Origin of the sequence: Streptomyces himalayensis subsp. himalayensis (assembly GCF_013778455.1) — a bacterium.
Classification (GTDB): Bacteria; Actinomycetota; Actinomycetes; order Streptomycetales; family Streptomycetaceae; genus Streptomyces; species Streptomyces himalayensis.
Genome location: NZ_JACEHE010000017.1, coordinates 1 through 17,614 on the forward strand (window position 1 = coordinate 1; position 17,614 = coordinate 17,614).

The 17,614-nt window shown below is 71.8% G+C and carries 15 protein-coding genes; 11 read left to right on the top strand and 4 right to left on the bottom strand.

Annotated features, from left to right (window positions below):
- Positions 1 to 208: 208 nt before the first annotated feature.
- From H1D24_RS25685 to H1D24_RS25700, 4 genes are all read left to right on the top strand, one after another.
- Positions 209 to 1,909 (top strand): M4 family metallopeptidase, encoded by a 1,701-nt coding sequence (locus H1D24_RS25685; RefSeq protein WP_181660065.1) that lies wholly within the window; start codon positions 209 to 211, stop codon positions 1,907 to 1,909.
- A gap of 22 nt (positions 1,910 to 1,931) precedes the next feature.
- Positions 1,932 to 2,744 (top strand): aminotransferase class IV family protein, encoded by an 813-nt coding sequence (locus H1D24_RS25690; RefSeq protein ID WP_181660066.1) that lies wholly within the window; start codon positions 1,932 to 1,934, stop codon positions 2,742 to 2,744.
- A gap of 256 nt (positions 2,745 to 3,000) precedes the next feature.
- Complete coding sequence (locus tag H1D24_RS25695) at positions 3,001 to 3,519, top strand: GVDTG sorting domain-containing protein (protein ID WP_181660067.1); 519 nt, start codon at positions 3,001 to 3,003, stop codon at positions 3,517 to 3,519.
- A gap of 124 nt (positions 3,520 to 3,643) precedes the next feature.
- Positions 3,644 to 4,324 (top strand): class F sortase, encoded by a 681-nt coding sequence (locus H1D24_RS25700; protein ID WP_181660068.1) that lies wholly within the window; start codon positions 3,644 to 3,646, stop codon positions 4,322 to 4,324.
- Positions 4,325 to 4,352: 28 nt separating this feature from the next.
- Here H1D24_RS25700 and H1D24_RS25705 read toward each other — a convergent pair whose 3' ends face one another.
- Positions 4,353 to 5,135 (bottom strand): sulfite exporter TauE/SafE family protein, encoded by a 783-nt coding sequence (locus H1D24_RS25705; RefSeq protein WP_181660069.1) that lies wholly within the window; start codon positions 5,133 to 5,135, stop codon positions 4,353 to 4,355.
- A gap of 254 nt (positions 5,136 to 5,389) precedes the next feature.
- Here H1D24_RS25705 and H1D24_RS25710 point away from each other — a divergent pair, with 254 nt between their 5' ends.
- The 3 genes from H1D24_RS25710 to nirD are packed head-to-tail and all read left to right on the top strand — an operon-like array spanning position 5,390 to position 9,599.
- Positions 5,390 to 6,625, top strand: a complete 1,236-nt coding sequence (locus H1D24_RS25710) for an NAD(P)/FAD-dependent oxidoreductase (protein ID WP_181660070.1) — start codon at positions 5,390 to 5,392, stop codon at positions 6,623 to 6,625.
- A complete protein-coding gene (nirB, locus tag H1D24_RS25715; protein ID WP_181660071.1) occupies positions 6,625 to 9,234 on the top strand; it encodes a nitrite reductase large subunit NirB in 2,610 nt (869 codons plus the stop codon). Before H1D24_RS25710 ends, nirB begins: the two co-directional genes overlap by 1 nt.
- Positions 9,231 to 9,599 (top strand): nitrite reductase small subunit NirD, encoded by a 369-nt coding sequence (gene nirD, locus H1D24_RS25720; protein ID WP_181660072.1) that lies wholly within the window; start codon positions 9,231 to 9,233, stop codon positions 9,597 to 9,599. Before nirB ends, nirD begins: the two co-directional genes overlap by 4 nt.
- A gap of 62 nt (positions 9,600 to 9,661) precedes the next feature.
- On the opposite strand, the gene H1D24_RS25725 is transcribed toward nirD, so the two are convergent.
- Positions 9,662 to 10,594 carry an oxidoreductase gene (locus H1D24_RS25725; protein WP_181660073.1) on the bottom strand — a complete coding sequence of 311 codons (933 nt, stop codon included), beginning with the start codon at positions 10,592 to 10,594 and terminating at the stop codon, positions 9,662 to 9,664.
- Between the two features lie 202 nt (positions 10,595 to 10,796).
- Between H1D24_RS25725 and H1D24_RS25730 the strand changes: the two genes are divergently transcribed.
- On the top strand, positions 10,797 to 11,957 hold the full coding sequence (locus tag H1D24_RS25730) for an alkaline phosphatase PhoX (RefSeq protein WP_181660074.1): 1,161 nt from the start codon (positions 10,797 to 10,799) through the stop codon (positions 11,955 to 11,957).
- On the opposite strand, the gene H1D24_RS25735 is transcribed toward H1D24_RS25730, so the two are convergent.
- Together H1D24_RS25735 and H1D24_RS25740 are read right to left on the bottom strand one after the other, a co-directional pair.
- Positions 11,923 to 13,653: a SulP family inorganic anion transporter gene (locus H1D24_RS25735; protein ID WP_181660075.1), complete on the bottom strand. Its 1,731-nt coding sequence runs from the start codon at positions 13,651 to 13,653 to the stop codon at positions 11,923 to 11,925. The genes H1D24_RS25730 and H1D24_RS25735 overlap by 35 nt on opposite strands.
- A 58-nt stretch (positions 13,654 to 13,711) precedes the next feature.
- Complete coding sequence (locus tag H1D24_RS25740) at positions 13,712 to 14,440, bottom strand: carbonic anhydrase (RefSeq protein ID WP_181660076.1); 729 nt, start codon at positions 14,438 to 14,440, stop codon at positions 13,712 to 13,714.
- 170 nt (positions 14,441 to 14,610) lie between these two features.
- Between H1D24_RS25740 and H1D24_RS43655 the strand changes: the two genes are divergently transcribed.
- From H1D24_RS43655 to H1D24_RS25755, 3 genes are read left to right on the top strand one after another with little or no spacing between them, the layout of a single operon-like run.
- Complete coding sequence (locus H1D24_RS43655) at positions 14,611 to 15,480, top strand: response regulator transcription factor (RefSeq protein WP_181660077.1); 870 nt, start codon at positions 14,611 to 14,613, stop codon at positions 15,478 to 15,480.
- A 28-nt stretch (positions 15,481 to 15,508) separates the two neighbouring features.
- A complete protein-coding gene (locus H1D24_RS25750; protein WP_181660078.1) occupies positions 15,509 to 16,999 on the top strand; it encodes a sensor histidine kinase in 1,491 nt (496 codons plus the stop codon).
- The gene (locus H1D24_RS25755) at positions 16,996 to 17,598 is read left to right on the top strand and encodes a nucleotidyltransferase family protein (protein WP_181660079.1); all 603 of its coding nucleotides are present in this window, start codon (positions 16,996 to 16,998) and stop codon (positions 17,596 to 17,598) included. Before H1D24_RS25750 ends, H1D24_RS25755 begins: the two co-directional genes overlap by 4 nt.
- Positions 17,599 to 17,614: the final 16 nt, after the last annotated feature.

A 17,614-nucleotide genomic window follows, 5' to 3' on the forward strand; every position in this document is an offset into this window, starting at 1 on the left:
CGACGCTCTGACGATCATCGCCGAGCAGATCGGACGCCCCCCTGCGCCCCTCCTTACCTGCGCACCACAGCTCCACGACAGCGGCACAGGATCGCTATGGACATGACATGTCATGATCGCGTAAACCGGACGGCACGTCATCAGCGCACGTCAGCGCCACTTCCCTCACCTCAGGCCAGGCGGCCAGACCTCACTCCCGAGGAGACCGATGAGACGACCGACGACTGCGACGCGCCCGGCCTCGCCGACCCCGCCGGACCCGCCGTCCCCGCCGTCCCCGACGACATCGCGCCGGACCGCCGCCGGAACAGTTGCGGCGGCCACCGCCCTCCTGGCCGGCGCGCTCACCCCCACCGCGGCCGCGGCCGACCAGCCGCTGCCCAGCCGGGAAGATGCGATCGGCCACGCGCAGAGCGCGATCGCCTCGCTCGCCGGCCGGCTAGGCATCACCGACGCGCAGGCCACCACGGTGCGCGACGTCGTCGTCGACGCGGACGGCAGCCAGCACGTGCGGTACGACCGTACGTACCGTCAACTGCCCGTCCTCGGCGGCGACTTCGTCGTCCATCTGGCCCCCGACGGGGGCTATCGCAGCGCCGACCGGGCCGTGCTCGGCGACCTCGCCGTGCCGTCCGTCAAGCCCTCGCTCACCGCGCCGAAGGCCGCGGACGTGGCGGCGGCAGCCCTGCGCGCAGCGAACATCGGCGAGACACTGCGCAAGATCGTCGCCACGCCACAGCTGGTCGTGGACGCTCTCCACGGCGAGCCCACGCTCGCCTGGCGCACCGAGGCCACCGGCCAGGACTCGCTGGGCAACCCCGTCGCCCGCGTCGTCCTCACCGACGCCCGCACCGGCCGGCAGATCGACGCCTGGGACAGCATCGAGACCGCGACGGGAGACGGACAGTCCCTCTACAGCGGTACGGTGCCGCTGCAGACGACCCAGTCCGGCTCGTCGTACCAGCTCAAGGACGCCACGCGCGGCAACACCTACACCGGCGACGCGCAGAACAAGACGGACACCTGCCTCCTCGTGATCTGCCTGGAACGGGCGCCCGCGGCGCTCTTCACGGACGCCGACAACCACTGGGGGAACGGGGCCGCTTCGGACCGTGCCTCCGCGGCGGTCGACGCGCAGTACGGCACGGACACCACGTGGGACTACTACAAGAACGTGCACGGGCGCAGCGGCATAGCCGGTGACGGCAAGGGGTCGTACAACCGTGTGCACTACGGGACCGACTACAACAACGCCTTCTGGGACGACACCTGCTTCTGCATGACGTACGGCGACGGTGACGGAACGACCTTCGGGCCGCTCGTGTCCCTGGACGTGGCCGGGCACGAGATGACACACGGCGTCACGTCGAAGACCGCGGGGCTCACGTACTCCCGTGAACCGGGAGGCCTGAACGAGGCGACGTCCGACATCTTCGGCACGCTGGTGGAGTTCTACGCGGCCAACGCATCCGATCCCGGCGACTGGCTCATCGGCGAGAAGATCGTGAAGCCGGGCTTCGGCAAGTCGGCGCTGCGCTACATGGACCAGCCGTCCAAGGACGGCAAGTCCGCGGACTGCTGGAACTCCTCGGTCGGCAAGCTCGACGTGCACTATTCGTCGGGCGTCGCGAACCACTTCGCGTATCTGCTGGCCGAGGGCAGCGGCCCGAAGACCATCGGCGGGGTGCAGCACAACGGCACCACGTGCAACGGCGCGACGGTGAGCGGCATCGGCAAGGACAAGCTCGGCAGGATCTGGTACCGGGCGCTGACGGTCTACATGACGTCGTCGACCGACTACGCGGGCGCGCGGGCGGCGACGCTCAACGCGGCGAAGGATCTGTACGGGGCGGGGAGCGCGGAGTACGCCGCGGTGGGCGCGGCGTGGTCGGCGGTGTCGGTGGGCTGACCAGCGCCCGTACCGTTGCGTCATGACGACGTCACCGAGCCCCCGCGTACAGCAGGACCCGCCCCTCGTCCAGCGCGTCGAGATCGAGGGGCGGCCCGCCACCGCCGAGCAGTTGCTGTGGCCCGCTCTCGTCAACGACGGGCACTTCACCGCGATGCAGGTCAGGGCCGGGCGGGTGCGGGGGCTCGGGCTGCATCTGGCGCGGCTAGACTCGGCCACCCGCGAGCTGTTCGACCGCGGCCTTGACGGCGGGCGGGTGCGCGAGCTGGTCCGGCACGCGCTCGGTGACGACATCACGGACGCCGCGATACGGGTCTATGTGCACGCGCCGGACGGCGAGCCGCGGATCATGGTCACGGTCCGGCCGCCCGCCGGGATGCCGGCGGACGCGCAGTCCCTGATGTCCGTGCCGTATCTGCGACCGGTGCCGCACATCAAGCACGTCGGCGGCTTCGGCCAGATCCACTACGGGCGGCTGGCCCGCCGGGCCGGCTTCGACGGCGCTCTGCTGACTGGCCCCGACGGCACGGTCAGCGAGGGCGCCGTCGCGAACATCGCCTTCTACGACGGTTCGGATGTCGTGTGGCCCGACGCGCCCTGCCTGGCGGGCACCACACTGCAGCTGCTCGAGCCGCGGCTGGGCGACGCCGGACTGCGCTCGCGCCGTGCCCCAGTGGGCCTCGCCGACCTGGCCTCGTACCCGTCCGCCTTCGTGATGAACTCACTGGGCATCGCCCCCGTACGGCGTATCGACGCCACGGATTTCACAGTCGACGAGAAGCTGATGGGGGCGTTGGCGGACGTGTACGCGTCCGTGCCGTGGGAGGCGCTCTGACGCGCCGGACGGCGCCCGGGAGTCACCCGTTCACACCTCCGCCGCGCCGTTTGGGGTTTCTTTTTGCCGACACGCCGGTGACCTGCTGGAACGTTCGCGTTCGAGCACCCGGGAACGGCCCGTCCCCGGATTTCTGATGGCTCATCAGCAGGCGTGTGCCGTCGAGTGCCACTTACCTCGGAAGGGCAGGGACGCGACCGACTCGGCGGCACATTGGGGGTGCCGCGGGCCGCGCCCTCTCGGAGGTGCAAGCACCATGCGCAGACGCCGCATGCTGACCGGTACCGTGCTCGCCGCCGCCGCGGCGGGCCTGTCGGCCGCCCCTGCCCACGCGGGCGACGCGACCACCCTGGACCTGTATCCGTCCACCACGGCCCCGGGCGCGACGGTCTCGGTGAACACCAAAGCGTGCGGCACCGGGGAGACGGCGACGGGGGACGCCAGCGCGGTGGGTGCGGGCATGTTCACCCTGGCGCCCAGCGCGCACGACGGGGAGGCGATCGGCCAGTTCAAGGTGCCGCCGTCCGCACAGCCGGGCACGTACGAGATCGTCGCGAAGTGTTTCCGCGGGGACAAGGAGATGGCGGGCGATCTGAAGGTCATCCTGGCCGTCGCCGGGACGCAGCAGCAGCCCAAAGGACGTGTGGAGACGGGGGTCGGCGGCGCGCTAGGCCCCGACCCCGTGCAGACCGCGGCGGGTGTAGCGGCGCTGGCCGTGGCCGCCGCGGGCGGTACCTGGCTCCTGCATCGCCGGGCGAGAGGTGACAGGATCTGACGGACGCCCTCCGCTGTCCGCAGGTACCGCTTCCTCCCGCCCCCTCCGGGCCCGTAGCCCCTCGCGGCGCCCGGAGGGGGACGCGGAACCATCAGCCACCCGGATCAGCCACCCGGAGGTGCCCATGCGCTGGACCAGCAGGGCAAGGCCGGCACGGTCGGCACGGCCGGCGCGCGGCGCTCCCCGCCGGGGGGTCCCCGACGCCGCGATAGCCACCGTGACCGTGGTCGCCCTCGTGTCCGGCATATGGCTGGTGCGCAGCGGCACCGAGGGCCACCCGCCGCCGCAGCCGTCCGCCGCGCAGGCCGACGCCCGCAGCGAGGGCGAAGCACCCGCGGCGCCCCCGCTGCCGCCGTCGCCGCCCGACCGCATACGCATCCCCGCGATACGCGTGAACGCGCCCCTCGTAGGCCTCGGCCTGACCTCCTCCGGCAGCCTCGAGGCACCGCCGCCCGAGCGGAAGGACGTCGCCGGGTGGTACGAGGCCGGGACGAAGCCCGGTGAGACCGGAACCGCCGTCGTGGCCGGACACGTCGACAACGCGGAGGGCCCCGCCGTCTTCTACAACCTCGGCGCGCTGAAGAGGGGCAACACAGTCGAGATGGACCGCAGGGACGGATCGGTCGCCGTGTTCACGGTCGACGCCGTCGAGGTGTACGACAGCCGAAACTTCCCCGACGAGAAGGTCTACGGCCCCGCCCGCCGGCCCGAGCTACGGGTGATCACCTGCGGCGGCGGCTATGCGAAGAAGACGGGCTACCAGGGCAACGTCGTGGTCTTCGCACATCTGACCGGAAGCCGCTAGCCGCACCCGGATCATGGCAGCCGAATTCTTACGCCACCCACTGCTCGTACGCCAGATTCGCGACCAGCGCCAGGACCACCGTCAGCAGCACGATGCGGACGAAGCCGCTCCCCTTCTTCAGCGCCGTATGCGCACCCAGAGTGCCGCCGGCCAGGTTGAACACGGCCATCAGCGCCGCAAGTTGCCACAGCACCGTGCCCTGCCAGGCGAACATCGCGAGCGCTCCGGCGTTCGTGCAGCAGTTGACGATCTTGGCGGTGGCCGAGGCCGTCACCAGGTCGAGGTGGAGCACGGCGGTGAGCGTGAGCACGAGGAACGTGCCGGTGCCGGGGCCGATCAGCCCGTCGTAGAAGCCGATGCCGAGACCGGCCAGGCCGATGGCGGCGAGGATGCGCCGACGGGAGGCGGGCCCGGCCGCCGGCGCGGTACCGAACGCGGGCTTGAGGATCACGAACGCCGCGACGCCAAGGAGCACGACCATGATGACCGGCTTCAGCACCTCCGTGCTCATCCCGGCCGCGAAGAACGCGCCGCCCATCGACCCGGCGACGGCGGCGAGACCGATACGGACCGCCGTCCAGACATCCACGGGCGCTTTGCGCACGTAGGTCACCGCCGCGCCCGTGGTGCCGACGATGGCCACCGCCTTGTTGGTGCCCAGCGCGTACGCGGCCGGGGTGCTGCCCGGCAGACCGAGCAGCAGAGCGGGAAGCAGCAGCAGCCCACCGCCGCCCACCACGGCGTCGACCCATCCGGCCGCGCCCGCGGCGAGGCAGAGCACGAGCACGGTCGTCAGGGATATGTCGGGCATGATCGCGACCCTAGGCACGCTATACATGGGCCGTCCATCGAATACGGCGGGTCTTGAGGACCATCTGAGGTTCGCGACGCCCGGGCACGGCCTGATCAGGGCAGTAGGGCCTCTGCGAGCGGCCCGCGCTCACACCCGCAACGGACCCCGCGCCCAAACCCTCACACCCGCCCCCGGCCCCTGCTGAGCGCAGCGTTCCTCTCGGGAAACAGAGGGGATGCCGACGGGTAACACCCACGACGCACGCTCAAGGCATGACCTCGAAAACGCGTGTGGTGGTGATCGGCGCCGGCCCCGCGGGCGCACGGCTCGCCCAGCGGCTGGGCCCCGACGCCCTGCTCATCGGCGAGGAGGAGCACGCCCCGTACAACCGTCTGCTGCTCGCCGAGGTGCTGGCGGGCCGGTACGCGCCCGAGATCATCGCGCTTCCCGCCCCGTCGAGCCCCCAGCTGCGTGCCCGCGTCGTCCGCGTGGACCGCGAGGACCGGCTGGTGCACTGCGACGACGGCAGCGTGATCGCATACGAGACGCTGGTCCTGGCGACCGGCTCCAACCCGGTGCTTCCTGCGCTGCGCGGCCTGTTCGAGCCGGGCGCCCGCGACCTCCCCAAGGGCGTGCACGCGTTCCGCACGATGGACGACTGCCTGGCCCTCTCCGCGGCGGTACGCGAAGGGACGCGCGCCGTCGTGATCGGCGGCGGCCTCCTCGGGGTCTCCGCGGCGCGGGCGCTCGCCGAGCGCGGCGTCCAGGTCGTCATGGCCCAGCAGGGCGAGCGCCTGATGGAGCGCCAGCTCGATGCCAAGGCGTCGGAGCTGGTGTACCGCCACCTCACCGGCATGGGTGTGGAGATCCACACGGAGTGCCGCGTGCGCGGCCTCCACTGCGCGGACGGCGCGGTGCAGTCCGTGGAGCTCGCCGACCACTACCGGCTCGGGGCCGACCTGGTCGTCCTCGCCTGCGGTGTCCGGCCCCGCACCGGCCTCGCCGTCGCGGCGGGCCTGGAGGTGCGCAAGGGCATCGTCGTCGACGACGAGCTTCGTACCTCCGACCCGCACATCAGGGCCATCGGCGACTGCGCGGAACACGATGGTCACGTATACGGCCTGGCCGCACCGGCCCTCGACCAGGCCGACACCCTGGCGGCGCTCCTCACCTCGGACACGGATTCCGAGTCGACCCGACGCCCTCGCTACACCGGCACCCGCGCCCTGACCCGGCTCACCCTCGCCGAACAGGGCACAGGACCGCTGGACGTCGCCGCCTTCGGGGAGACCGAAGCCCTGCCCGGCGACGACGTCGTGCAGCTCACCGACTCGACCCGCCGCACGTACCGCAAGGTCGTCGTCCGCGACGACCGCCTGGTCGGCGGGGTTCTCGTCGGCGAACTCGGCACCGTCGGCGCGCTCGCCCGCGCCTGGGAGGGGGCAGAGCCGCTCCCCGCGGACGGTGCCCCCCTGCTCCACCTGCTCACCAACCATGGAGGCTCCTGATGTCCACGACCGCACCTGTGGGGACCGGCCCCCGCCCCACGATCGTGCTCGTCGGCCACGGCATGGTCGGCCAGCGCTTCCTCGAAGCGCTCGCCGAGCGCGGCCTGACCGCCACGCACCGCGTGGTCGTGCTGTGCGAGGAGCCGCGCCCGGCGTACGACCGCGTGGCCCTCACCTCGTATTTCTCGGGCAAGACGCCCGAGGACCTGTCGATGACCGACATGGCGTTCATCGAGAAGGAGCGCATCGAGCTGTACGTCGGCGACCCGGCGGAGACGGTCGACCGCGAGGCCCGCAGGGTGACCGCCAAGTCCGGCCAGGTCTTCGAGTACGACATCCTCGTCCTCGCCACCGGCTCCTACCCGTTCGTGCCGCCCGTCCCGAACAAGGACGCCGAGGGCTGCTTCGTCTACCGCACGATCGAGGACCTGCTCGCGATCGAGGAGTACGCGAAGACGAAGGCGACGACCGGTGCCGTGGTCGGCGGCGGTCTGCTCGGCCTGGAGGCGGCCGGCGCCCTCAAGGGCCTCGGGCTGGGCGCCCACATCGTGGAGTTCGCGCCGCGCCTGATGCCGGTGCAGGTCGACGACGGCGGTGGCGCCGCGCTGCTGCGCACCATCGAGAACATGGGCCTGACCGTGCACACCGGCGTGGGCACGCAGGAGATCGTCACCGACGAGTCCGGCGCGGTCACCGGCATGAAGCTGTCCGACGGCTCCGAACTCGCCACGGACCTGGTGGTGTTCTCCGCCGGTGTCCGCCCCCGCGACCAGCTGGCCCGCGACTGCGGCCTCACGGTCGGCGAGCGCGGCGGCATCACCGTCGACGAGCAGTGCCGCACGGTGAACGACCCGCACGTGTTCGCGATCGGCGAGTGCGCACTGGCAGCGGACGGCCGGGTGTACGGCCTGGTGGCCCCCGGTTACGAGCAGGCCGAGACCGCCGCCGCGACCATCGCCGCGGACGAGGCCTCCTTCACCGGCGCCGACCTGTCCACCAAGCTGAAGCTGCTCGGTGTCGACGTGGCGTCCTTCGGCGACGCGCACGGCGCGACCGAGGACTGCCTCGACGTCGTCTACTCCGACTCCCGCGCGGGCCTGTACAAGAAGCTGGTCATCGGCAGCGACGGCACACTGCTCGGCGGCATCCTGGTCGGCGACGCGGAGGCGTACGGCACGCTGAAGGCCTTCACCGGCTCGGTCCCGCCGGTCTCGCCCGAGTCGCTTGTGCTGCCCGCCGGTGCCGGGGAGCCCGCCCAGCTCGGCCCGTCCGCACTGCCCGACGACGCGATCATCTGCTCGTGCAACAACGTCCGCAAGGGCACGATCCGCGGCGCGGTCACCGAGCACAAGTGCACCACCGTGCCCGAGGTGAAGAAGTGCACCAAGGCCGGTACGACGTGCGGCAGCTGCGTCAAGGTCCTCGGCCAGCTCGTCAACGCCGAGCTGGAGGCGTCCGGCGTCGAGGTCGACAAGGGCCTGTGCGGCTGCTTCGGCCAGACCCGCCAGGAGCTCTACGAGATCGTCCTCGCCCTGCGCATCACCTCGTACCAGGACCTCCTCGACCGCTACGGCCGGGAGGGTGCGCGCGGCGGCGACGGCTGCGAGATCTGCAAGCCCGCAGTCGGCTCGATCATCGCCTCGCTCGCGCCGACGCTGGGCGCCAGCGGCTACGTCCTGGACGGCGAGCAGGCATCGCTGCAGGACACCAACGACCACTTCCTGGCCAACCTGCAGAAGAACGGTTCGTACTCGATCGTGCCGCGCATCCCCGGCGGTGAGATCACCCCGGAGAAGCTGATCGTGATCGGCGAGGTGGCCCGCGACTTCGGGCTCTACACGAAGATCACGGGTGGTCAGCGCATCGACATGTTCGGCGCGCGCGTCGAGCAGCTGCCGATGATCTGGGCGCGGCTTGTGGACGCGGGCTTCGAATCCGGGCACGCGTACGGCAAGGCGCTGCGCACCGTGAAGTCGTGTGTGGGCCAGACCTGGTGCCGCTACGGCGTTCAGGACTCGGTCCGCATGGCCATCGACCTGGAGCTGCGCTACCGGGGTCTGCGCTCCCCGCACAAGCTGAAGTCGGCGGTCTCCGGCTGCCAGCGCGAGTGCGCGGAGGCCCAGTCCAAGGACTTCGGCGTGATCGCCACGGCGAACGGCTGGAACCTGTACGTTGCGGGCAACGGCGGCGCGACCCCGCGCCACGCGGACCTGCTGGCCCAGGACCTGTCCGACGCCGAGCTGATCCGGCTGATCGACCGCTTCCTGATGTTCTACATCCGTACGGCCGACCGTCTTGAGCGCACGTCGACCTGGCTGGAGCGCATCGAGGGCGGCCTCGACCACGTGCGTGACGTCGTCGTCCACGACTCGCTGGGCATCTGCGACGAGCTGGAGAAGCTGATGGCCGACCACGTCGCGAACTACCGCGACGAGTGGGCCGAGACCATCAACGACCCGGAGAAGCTGTCGCGCTTCGTCTCCTTCGTGAACGCGCCCGACACCCCGGACCCGTTGGTCAGCTTCGTCCCGGAGCGCGACCAGATCAAGCCGGACCTGCCGCTGCTGTCCATCGGCACCCGCCCCCTGGAAGGAACCGCCACCCGATGACGCTCGCCCCGGAAACCACAGATCTGAAGGTGCAGCTGCTTCTCGACGGGACCGGTGACTGGTTCACGGTCTGCGATCTGGCGCTGCTGACGCCCGGCCGCGGTGTCGCGGCCCTGCTGCCGGACGGCCGGCAGGCCGCGATCTTCCTCGACCGTTCGGGTCGCCTGTACGCGATCGACAACCGTGACCCGTTCACGGGCGCCGCGGTCCTCTCGCGGGGCCTGATCGGCTCGGCGCAGGGGCGCCCGTTCGTCGCCTCGCCACTGCTGAAGCAGCGCTTCGACCTGGAGTCCGGGAAGTGCCTGGACGACGACGAGGTCGCGGTGACGGCGTACGAGGTGCGGAGCGCGGGCGTCGCGGTCTGAGCACGGACGATCGAGTGACGGCTCCGCGGTCCCGCCGCGGAGCCGTCACTGCGTTCCGCTGATCACGCCTTGAGCGCGCCGTACGTGACGCCCGTAAGCCGCTCCGACTCGGCCCACAGCCGCTCGCCCGCCGTGTCGTTCAGCGTCCACGGGGCGCGCCACGACGGCGCGGGGGCACCGCGCCAGCCCTGGAGGCGGGGCCCGGTGAAGGAGTCCGGGGCGACGCCGGGCGCCGTGGCCGCGTACAGCGTGGGCAGCGCGCCGGCGTCGGCCGACTGGGCGAAGACCCGGTTGCCGACGGCCACGAGGCGCTCGATGACCTTGCGGCCCTCCATCTGCGGGGCGCGGGTCTGCAGGTTCGTCGAGGCGTAGCCGGGATGCGCGGCAGCCGCGACGACGCCGGAGCCGGCGGCGGCGAGACGGCGCGCCAACTCGTGGACGAACAACAGGTTCGCGGTCTTGGAGCGTCCGTACGCGACCCAGCGCCGGTAGCCGCGCTCGCTGTTCAGGTCGTCGATGTCGATGTTCGCGAGCGCGTGGAAGCCACTGGAGACGCTCACGACACGGGCCTCGGGCGCGGCCAGGAGCCGCGGCATCAGCAGCCCGGTGAGCGCGAAGTGCCCGAGGTGGTTGACGCCGAACTGCGTCTCGAAACCGTCCGCCGTCCGGCCGTACGGCAGGGCCATCACGCCCGCATTGTTGATGAGCAGATCGAGCCGGCCGTGGTCGCGGTCGTAGGCGGCTGCGAACTCCCGTACGGAGTCCAGCGAGCCGAGATCGAGCGGGACGAACTGCACGTCCGCGTCCCGGACTTCGGCACGGATCCGGTCCGAGGCCTCGATGCCGCGTGTCTCGCTGCGGCAGGCGAGAAGCACCCGGGCTCCATGCCGGGCGAGCTCACGTGCCGTCACGTATCCGATGCCGCTGTTGGCACCGGTGACCACGGCGACACGTCCGCCCTGGTCCGGGATGCCGCTCGCGTTCCAGCCCGTCATGAGGGAGCTCCCTTGTGGAGATGGTGGTCACTTCACCGTACGACGGCGGGGCGATCACTTCCCGGCCATCCGATGCCAGGACGCCGTCATGAATTGTCCATGGCCCGTCAACTCGGCGCGCCTAGGGTCCATGACCGGCCCCCCACGCTCGACCCCGGCGCCGCCCGGTGCCGGGGCGGTCACGGCACCCCCTGGAGCGAGAGTGGAACGTCGTACCTTCCTGCGCGGAGCAGTCATCGGCACCTCGGCCGCCGCCTTCGGCGGCACCCTGATGCACGGCGCCGCCTACGCGGCCCCGGCCCAGAAGGGCCCCGGCCCGTACGGGGCGCTGGGCACCGCCGATGCCAACGGGATCCAGCTGCCCAGCGGCTTCACCAGCAGAGTCATCGCCCGTTCCGGACAGGTCGTCTCCGGCACCTCCTACACCTGGCACAACGCCCCCGACGGCGGCGCCTGCTTCGCCGACGGCAGCGGCTGGATCTACGTCTCCAACTCCGAGATCAGCACCGGCGGCGGCGCCGGCGCCGTGAAGTTCAACTCCTCGGGCTCCATCACCGGCGCCTACCGGATCCTGTCCAGCACGCGCAACAACTGCGCGGGCGGCGCCACCCCGTGGAACACCTGGCTGTCCTGTGAGGAGGTCTCCCTCGGCTACGTCTACGAGACCGACCCGTGGGGCGTGAAGGCCGCCGTCCGCCGCGACGCGATGGGCCGGTTCAAGCACGAGGCGGCTGCCGCCGACCCGGTGCGCAAGGTCATCTACATGACCGAGGACGAGAGCGACGGCTGCTTCTACCGGTTCATCCCGACCACCTGGGGCGACCTGTCCGCCGGCACCCTGCAGGTCCTCAAGGCCGGCACGGCCACCTCCGGAAGCTTCACCTGGGCGAACGTGCCCGACCGCGACGGCTCCCCCACCGTCACCCGCGACCAGGTCTCCGGCGCCAAGATCTTCAACGGCGGCGAGGGCTGCCACTACGCCAACGACACCGTCTGGTTCACCACCAAGGGCGACAACCGCGTCTGGCAGCTCAACCTGCTGAACAGCACCTACGAGCTGGCCTACGACGACTCCCTGGTCAGCGGCGGCGGCGCCCCGCTGACCGGCGTCGACAACGTCACCGGCTCCTCCTCCGGCGACCTGTTCGTCGCCGAGGACGGCGGCAACATGGAGATCTGCATCATCACGCCGGACGACATCGTCGCTCCGTTCCTGCGGATCACCGGCCAGTCGAGCTCGGAGATCACCGGCCCGGCCTTCTCCCCCGACGGCAAGCGGCTGTACTTCTCGTCGCAGCGCGGCACGACGGGCAGCTCGTCCGGCGGCATCACATACGAGGTGACGGGGCCGTTCCGCTCCTGACCTGCTCGGCGTGGGCGGCGCCCGTGGCGTACGGGTGCCGCCCTTCGCCGTCCGGTCGGAGCAAGGTGTCCGGCCCGTGCGGGGCGTCGGGCCGGTGCGGGGCGTCCGGCCGGTGCGGGGCGTCCGGCCGGTGCGGGGAGTCCCGCCCTTGCGCGGCTTCCGGCAGCAGCAGTTCCACCGCCGCCCCGCGCTGCCGCTGCCGCTCCGCCCACTCCTCCACCTCCGCACGGCTGGCCAGATCCAGATGGGTGACGCCCGTCAGATCCATCTGGACCCGCTCGCGCCCAGCCAGGGACTCCAGCGTGGCCGTCAGCTGCGGCAGCCGCAGGAAGGTGGCGTTGCCGCTCATCACCAGCAGCGCGCTGTCGCCCTCCACGGTCGTCTCCGCGGTGAGCCGGGACATGCGCACGGCGGCCAGCAGCACCGCCACCGCCAGGCCCACCAGAACGCCCTCCAGCAGATTGGCGACCACGATGGCGACCGTGGTGACCGCCATGACCACGCCCTCGCCGCGGTCCTTGCGCCACATGCGCGGGAACTGGCCAGGGTCCAGCAGCTTCCACCCGCTGTGTACGAGGATTCCCGCGAGCACGCACACCGGGACGAGTCCGAGCAGGCCCGGCAGCAGCAGTCCGAAGCCGAGCAGCCAGCCGCCGTGCAGGATGCGGGAGAGTTTGGTCCTCGCCCCAGCCTGGACGTTGGCGGAGCTGCGCGCGATGACCGCGGTCAGCGGCAGCGCGCCGGCGAGCCCGGCGAGCGTGTTGCCGACGCCCTGGGACAGCAGTTCGGGGTTGTAGCGGGTACGCGGCCCGGTGTGCATCCGGTCGACCGCCGCCGCGCTGAACAGGCTCTCGGCGGAGGCGATGACGGTGAAGGTGACGACCACGCCGAGCACCGCGGGGTCGGCGAGGCCCGCCAACTGCTCGGCTCCGGGGAGACGTACGGCATCGCCGAGGCTGCCGAAGACGACCTTCTTGACCCGCACGCCCGGCAGCGAGGCGACGGCCGCCCCGAGCACGACCGCCACCAGCGGCGCGGGCACCTTGCTCAGCGGGGCCGGTGCCTTCTTCCACACGAAGCACAGGACGACGGTGGCGCCGCCGAGCAGCAGCGCCTGCGTGGCCGCCTGGCTGGCCAGGGTGCGGGAGAGCAGATCCTGCAGGCCCGCGGCGTTCTTCAGGGCCGAGCCGCGCTGTGCGGAGTCGACGAGCGCGTACGTCTGGCCGAGCATCAGCGGCAGCCCGATGCCGGCCAGCATGCCACCCACCACGGAGACCGAGATCGCCTGGAAGAAACGCCCCATCCGCAGCACACCGAGGACGATCTGCAGCACTCCGGTGGCCAGCACGATCGGGCCGAGCATCGCCAGACCGTGCGCGCCGACCGCCTCGAGCACCAGTGCGGCGAGCCCGGCCGCGGGGCCGCTGACCTGGAGGCTGCTGCCGGGCAGAAAGCCGACGACCAGGCCGCCGATGATCCCGGAGACGATGCCGAGCTCCACGGGTACGCCGGATGCGGCGGCGACGCCGATGCACAGCGGCAGGGCAACGAGGAAGACCACGAGGGAGGCAACGACATCCGTGACGAGGGTGCCCGGGTCGGCCGGAGTCCGCGTACCGGGAGGGGCACCGGTGCGGGCGCTCGTACGGATTCGGGTTCGCGTACGGCTTCGGGCAGGGCGGGCATGACGGGCCATCGGTGCTCCTGGAACGGGGAGGGGGTGTGGGCTGTGGGGTGTGAGGGTGAAAGCGAGGTCAGGAACCGCTGAGCGGGCCTGGCTGCGGGCCACCGTGCGCGCCTTGGCGCGGGCCACCGTGCGGCGGGCCTTCGAGCGGGTCGCCGCTCAAGGGGCTCTGGTACTGGTCTCCGAGCCTCCGCGGGGGCAGCGGCGGCCGGAAGGCACCGTCCGCCGCCAGCTCCTCCACCTCTCCGGTGTCGATCCGGTAGAACCAGCCGTGCAGCCGCAGTTCACCGGCGGCGACGCGGTCCCGTACGAGCGGATATCCGTACAGAGAGGCGAGTTGGGCGGTGACGTGACGGCGTACGGCCTCCGCCAGGGCGGGGTCCCCGGGTGGGCCCTCGATCACGGGCGCGAGCGCGGGCCGGGCCAGCTCCAGCCAGCCGCCCACCTCCGGGAGGCCGCTCAGGTCGGCCCCGCGCACCAGCGCGTCGACGGCACCGCAGTGCGAGTGACCGCAGACGACGATGTCGCCGACGCCCAGCACGTCCAGCGCGTAGCTGATGGTGGCGGCTTCCGAGGAGATCAGCCGACGCTCGTACGGGGGCACGATGTGGCCCGCGGTACGCAGTTCGAAGAGCTCGCCGGGGCCTGCCCCTGTGATGTGGGACGGGAGGACCCGTGAGTCGGAGCAGGTGATGAAGAGGGCCTTGGGCCACTGCCCCTCGGCGAGCCTGCGATATTTGTCACTCTCGGCACTGATCCTGCGCTTGAACGCACGTGCGTTGTCCAGCAGTCGCTGCACGGCAACGCTCCTTCCGGGATCGGGTGGCAGGACGCTAACCAGCACCGATGCCGCCCCGACCGGCTTCTGGCGGAGCGCTTTCGCCCTCCTTTCGCCTTGCTTCCCGACCCCTAACCAAGGCTTTACGGAAAGCAGTTGAGGTGTCAGAGGCCTGAGGTACCTTCCGGGGCATGCGAGTTCTGTTGGTGGAGGACGACGACACGATCGCCGAGCCACTGGCCGACGGGCTCCGCCGGTACGGCTTCACGGTCGAGCGGAGCAGCACGGGCGCGGCCGCGCTCGGCATGCCGCCGGGCGACATCGTGCTGCTGGACCTGGGACTGCCCGACATGGACGGCATCGACGTGTGCCGCATGCTCCGGCAGGTCTCTCAGGTGCCGATCATCATGCTCACGGCACGCGGCGCGGAGGCCGACCGTGTGGTGGGTCTGGAACTGGGAGCGGACGACTACATCGCCAAGCCGTTCAGCATCCGCGAACTGATCGCCCGGATGCGGGCGGTGGCGCGGCGCTTCCACGCCGTTCCCGAGCTCGTACCGGAGGATCCGGCCGGGGGCGCCGGAACGCGGATCGCCGGGGCGGGGACCGCCAGCCCTCTGCACACCGGCCCCCTGCACAGAGGCCGCCTGCGCACCGGCCCTGTGCACACCGGTCCCCTGGGCACCGGACCCGTGCACGCCGGAGCCCTGCACACCGGAGCCCAGGGCGGCCCACCCAGGCAGGACCGCGGCCTGACCGGCCGACCCCAGATCATCGGCGCCCTCAGCATCGACCGGCGCACCCGCCAGGTCCTGATGGCCGGGCGGAGAGTCGACCTGACCCCGAAGGAGTTCGACCTGCTGGCCGTACTCGCTCAGGACCCCGGCGCCGTGTACGAACGCGGGCACCTGCTCGAAACGGTCTGGACCGAGCGCTTCTTCGGCCCCACCAGGACCCTGGACGTCCATGTCGCCGCGCTGCGCCGCAAACTCGGCGACCCCGGCTCGATCGAAACCGTCCGGGGCGTGGGCTTCCGCCTGCGCGGCCCCGGCGGCAGCTGAGCCCGGACCGCGGGAATCGGCGCCTGACATGACGTACCGGCTGCTGCGGAGCTATCTCACGCTCGCCGCCCTGGTCCTCGTCGCGCTCGTATGGCCGCTCGGCCACTTCTACATCCGGTCGGAGCAGACCCGGGCGATCGCCTCCCTCGAGCACGACGCCGAGGCCCTCGCCGCCTTTGCCGACCATCTCATCGAGACGGACTCCACGGACCGGCTGCCGCGGCTCGCCCGCGAGAACGCCGCCAGCACCGGCGGCCGGGTGGTCGTGGTCGACAGCACCGGCCGCCTGTTCGCCGCATGGCCGCCCCTGGAGCCGGGCGAGGCGGCGGGACTGTCCACGCGCCCCGAGATCGCGACGGCCCTGCGCGGCGGGTCGCGCGCCGGAGTACGCCGTGAGCGCTCCCGCCGCGGTGAACTGGTGCACCTCGCGGTGCCGACCCGGCCGGGACCGGCCGTCCGTGGCGCGGTGCGGCTCACCGTGCCGGGTTCGTCGGTGGACGGCAACAGCGGCCGGGTGTGGGGCTTCCTGGCCCTTGTGGGCGCCGCTGTGCTGGCGCTGGCAGCCGTGGCCGCCGTCGCCCTGGCCCGCTGGATCGGGCGGCCGGTGCGGTACCTGGAGGAGACCGCGGCCCGGATCGCGGCCGGCGGCGACCTCGTCGTCCCGGAGCGCACCGTCTCCGGACCGCCCGAATTGCGCCGCCTCACCGAGACCCTGCGCACCACGGCCCGCCGACTGCAGTATCTGCTCACGGCCCAGGGCGCCTTCGCGGGCGAGGCGTCGCACCAGCTCAGGACCCCTCTGGCGGCGCTCAGACTGCGCCTGGAGAACCTCGAGCGGGACGTCGCCCCGCGCTCACTCCCCGACTGGGAAGCCGCGCTGACCGAGACCGACCGGCTGGCCCGTACGACGGAGACGCTGCTGGCGATGGCCCGGCTCGACGAGGCATCACTGGAGCCCGAACCCCTCGATCTGGACGCGGCGGTGGCCCGACACGTCCGGACGTGGGTGCCGCTGGCGGCGGAGTCCGGGGTACGCCTGACGGCGAGCGGCGGGCCGGTCGGCCGGGTGTGGGCGGTACCCGGAGGCGTCGAGCAGATCCTGGACAACCTGCTGGCCAACGCCGTGCGGGCGGCTCCCCCGGGCAGCACCGTCGTCGTGCACCGGCTGGCCCGGCGGCCCCGCCGCGGGCTGCCGCCGATCGTCGAACTGCACGTCGTCGACCAGGGCCCCGGCCTCGACGCCGCTCAGCGCGAACGAGCCTTCGACCGCTTCTGGCGCGCCCCGGACGCCCCGAAGGGCGGCACGGGCCTGGGCCTGCCCCTGGTACGCCAACTGGCCCGCGCGAGCGGCGGAGAGGCCCTCCTCCTGCCCGCCCCGGGCAGGGGCCTGGACGCGACGGTCGTACTGCGCGCTGTCACCGAGTCCGTGAACGGCGGCCACAGCGGGGGCAGCACCGCCGGCGGGCAGTCAGGTGCGTCCGCGCGAGTGTCGGCGGTCGATGGTAGGCATGGGCGGTGATCGGTCGCCTGCCTCTCGACGAGCAACTGTCCGCGCTGCAAGCGGCGCTGTCCCGTAACGACGTGTTGGTGGAGGTGCTGCACCGGACTGCGGCGATGCGGCTCCCCAGCTGGTATCTGACGGCTGGGTGCCTGTTCCAGACGGTGTGGAACGTCGTCACCGACCAGCCGCCGACCGCCGGGATCAAGGACTACGACGTTTTCTACTTCGACGACGGCGACTTGTCCTGGGAGGCCGAGGACGCGGTGATCAGAGCGGGACTGGACGCCTTCGGTGATCTCCCGGCCCAGGTCGAGATCCGGAACGAGGCGCGGGTCCACCTCTGGTACGAGCAGAAGTTCGGTGTTCCCTGCGCCCCGCACACCTCCACGGAGTCGGCCATCGACTGCTTCGCCGCGACGACCTGCTGTCTCGGAGTCCGCTTGGAACCGGACGGGCGGTGGCGCGTCTACGCGCCCCACGGTCTGGCGGACGTGTTCAACCTCGTCGTCCGTCCGAATCCGGTCCTCGCTCCACGGAAGGTCTACGAGACCAAGGCAGCCCGCTGGAAGGAGCAGTGGCCCGCCCTCGCGGTGCTGGACTGGCCGGGAGCTGTCTGACCCGAGCGGCACGACC

Bases quoted from the DNA above. Each gene is read 5' to 3' on its own strand.
- H1D24_RS25710 (WP_181660070.1), top strand. From the start codon at position 5,390: ATGACCTCGAAAACGCGTGTGGTGGTGATCGGCGCCGGCCCCGCGGGC.
- H1D24_RS25685 (WP_181660065.1), top strand. From the start codon at position 209: ATGAGACGACCGACGACTGCGACGCGCCCGGCCTCGCCGACCCCGCCG.
- H1D24_RS25705 (WP_181660069.1), bottom strand. From the start codon at position 5,135: ATGCCCGACATATCCCTGACGACCGTGCTCGTGCTCTGCCTCGCCGCG.
- nirB (WP_181660071.1), top strand. From the start codon at position 6,625: ATGTCCACGACCGCACCTGTGGGGACCGGCCCCCGCCCCACGATCGTG.
- H1D24_RS25690 (WP_181660066.1), top strand. From the start codon at position 1,932: ATGACGACGTCACCGAGCCCCCGCGTACAGCAGGACCCGCCCCTCGTC.
- H1D24_RS25750 (WP_181660078.1), top strand. From the start codon at position 15,509: ATGACGTACCGGCTGCTGCGGAGCTATCTCACGCTCGCCGCCCTGGTC.
- H1D24_RS43655 (WP_181660077.1), top strand. From the start codon at position 14,611: ATGCGAGTTCTGTTGGTGGAGGACGACGACACGATCGCCGAGCCACTG.
- H1D24_RS25695 (WP_181660067.1), top strand. From the start codon at position 3,001: ATGCGCAGACGCCGCATGCTGACCGGTACCGTGCTCGCCGCCGCCGCG.
- H1D24_RS25700 (WP_181660068.1), top strand. From the start codon at position 3,644: ATGCGCTGGACCAGCAGGGCAAGGCCGGCACGGTCGGCACGGCCGGCG.
- H1D24_RS25725 (WP_181660073.1), bottom strand. From the start codon at position 10,594: ATGACGGGCTGGAACGCGAGCGGCATCCCGGACCAGGGCGGACGTGTC.
- H1D24_RS25735 (WP_181660075.1), bottom strand. From the start codon at position 13,653: ATGGCCCGTCATGCCCGCCCTGCCCGAAGCCGTACGCGAACCCGAATC.
- nirD (WP_181660072.1), top strand. From the start codon at position 9,231: ATGACGCTCGCCCCGGAAACCACAGATCTGAAGGTGCAGCTGCTTCTC.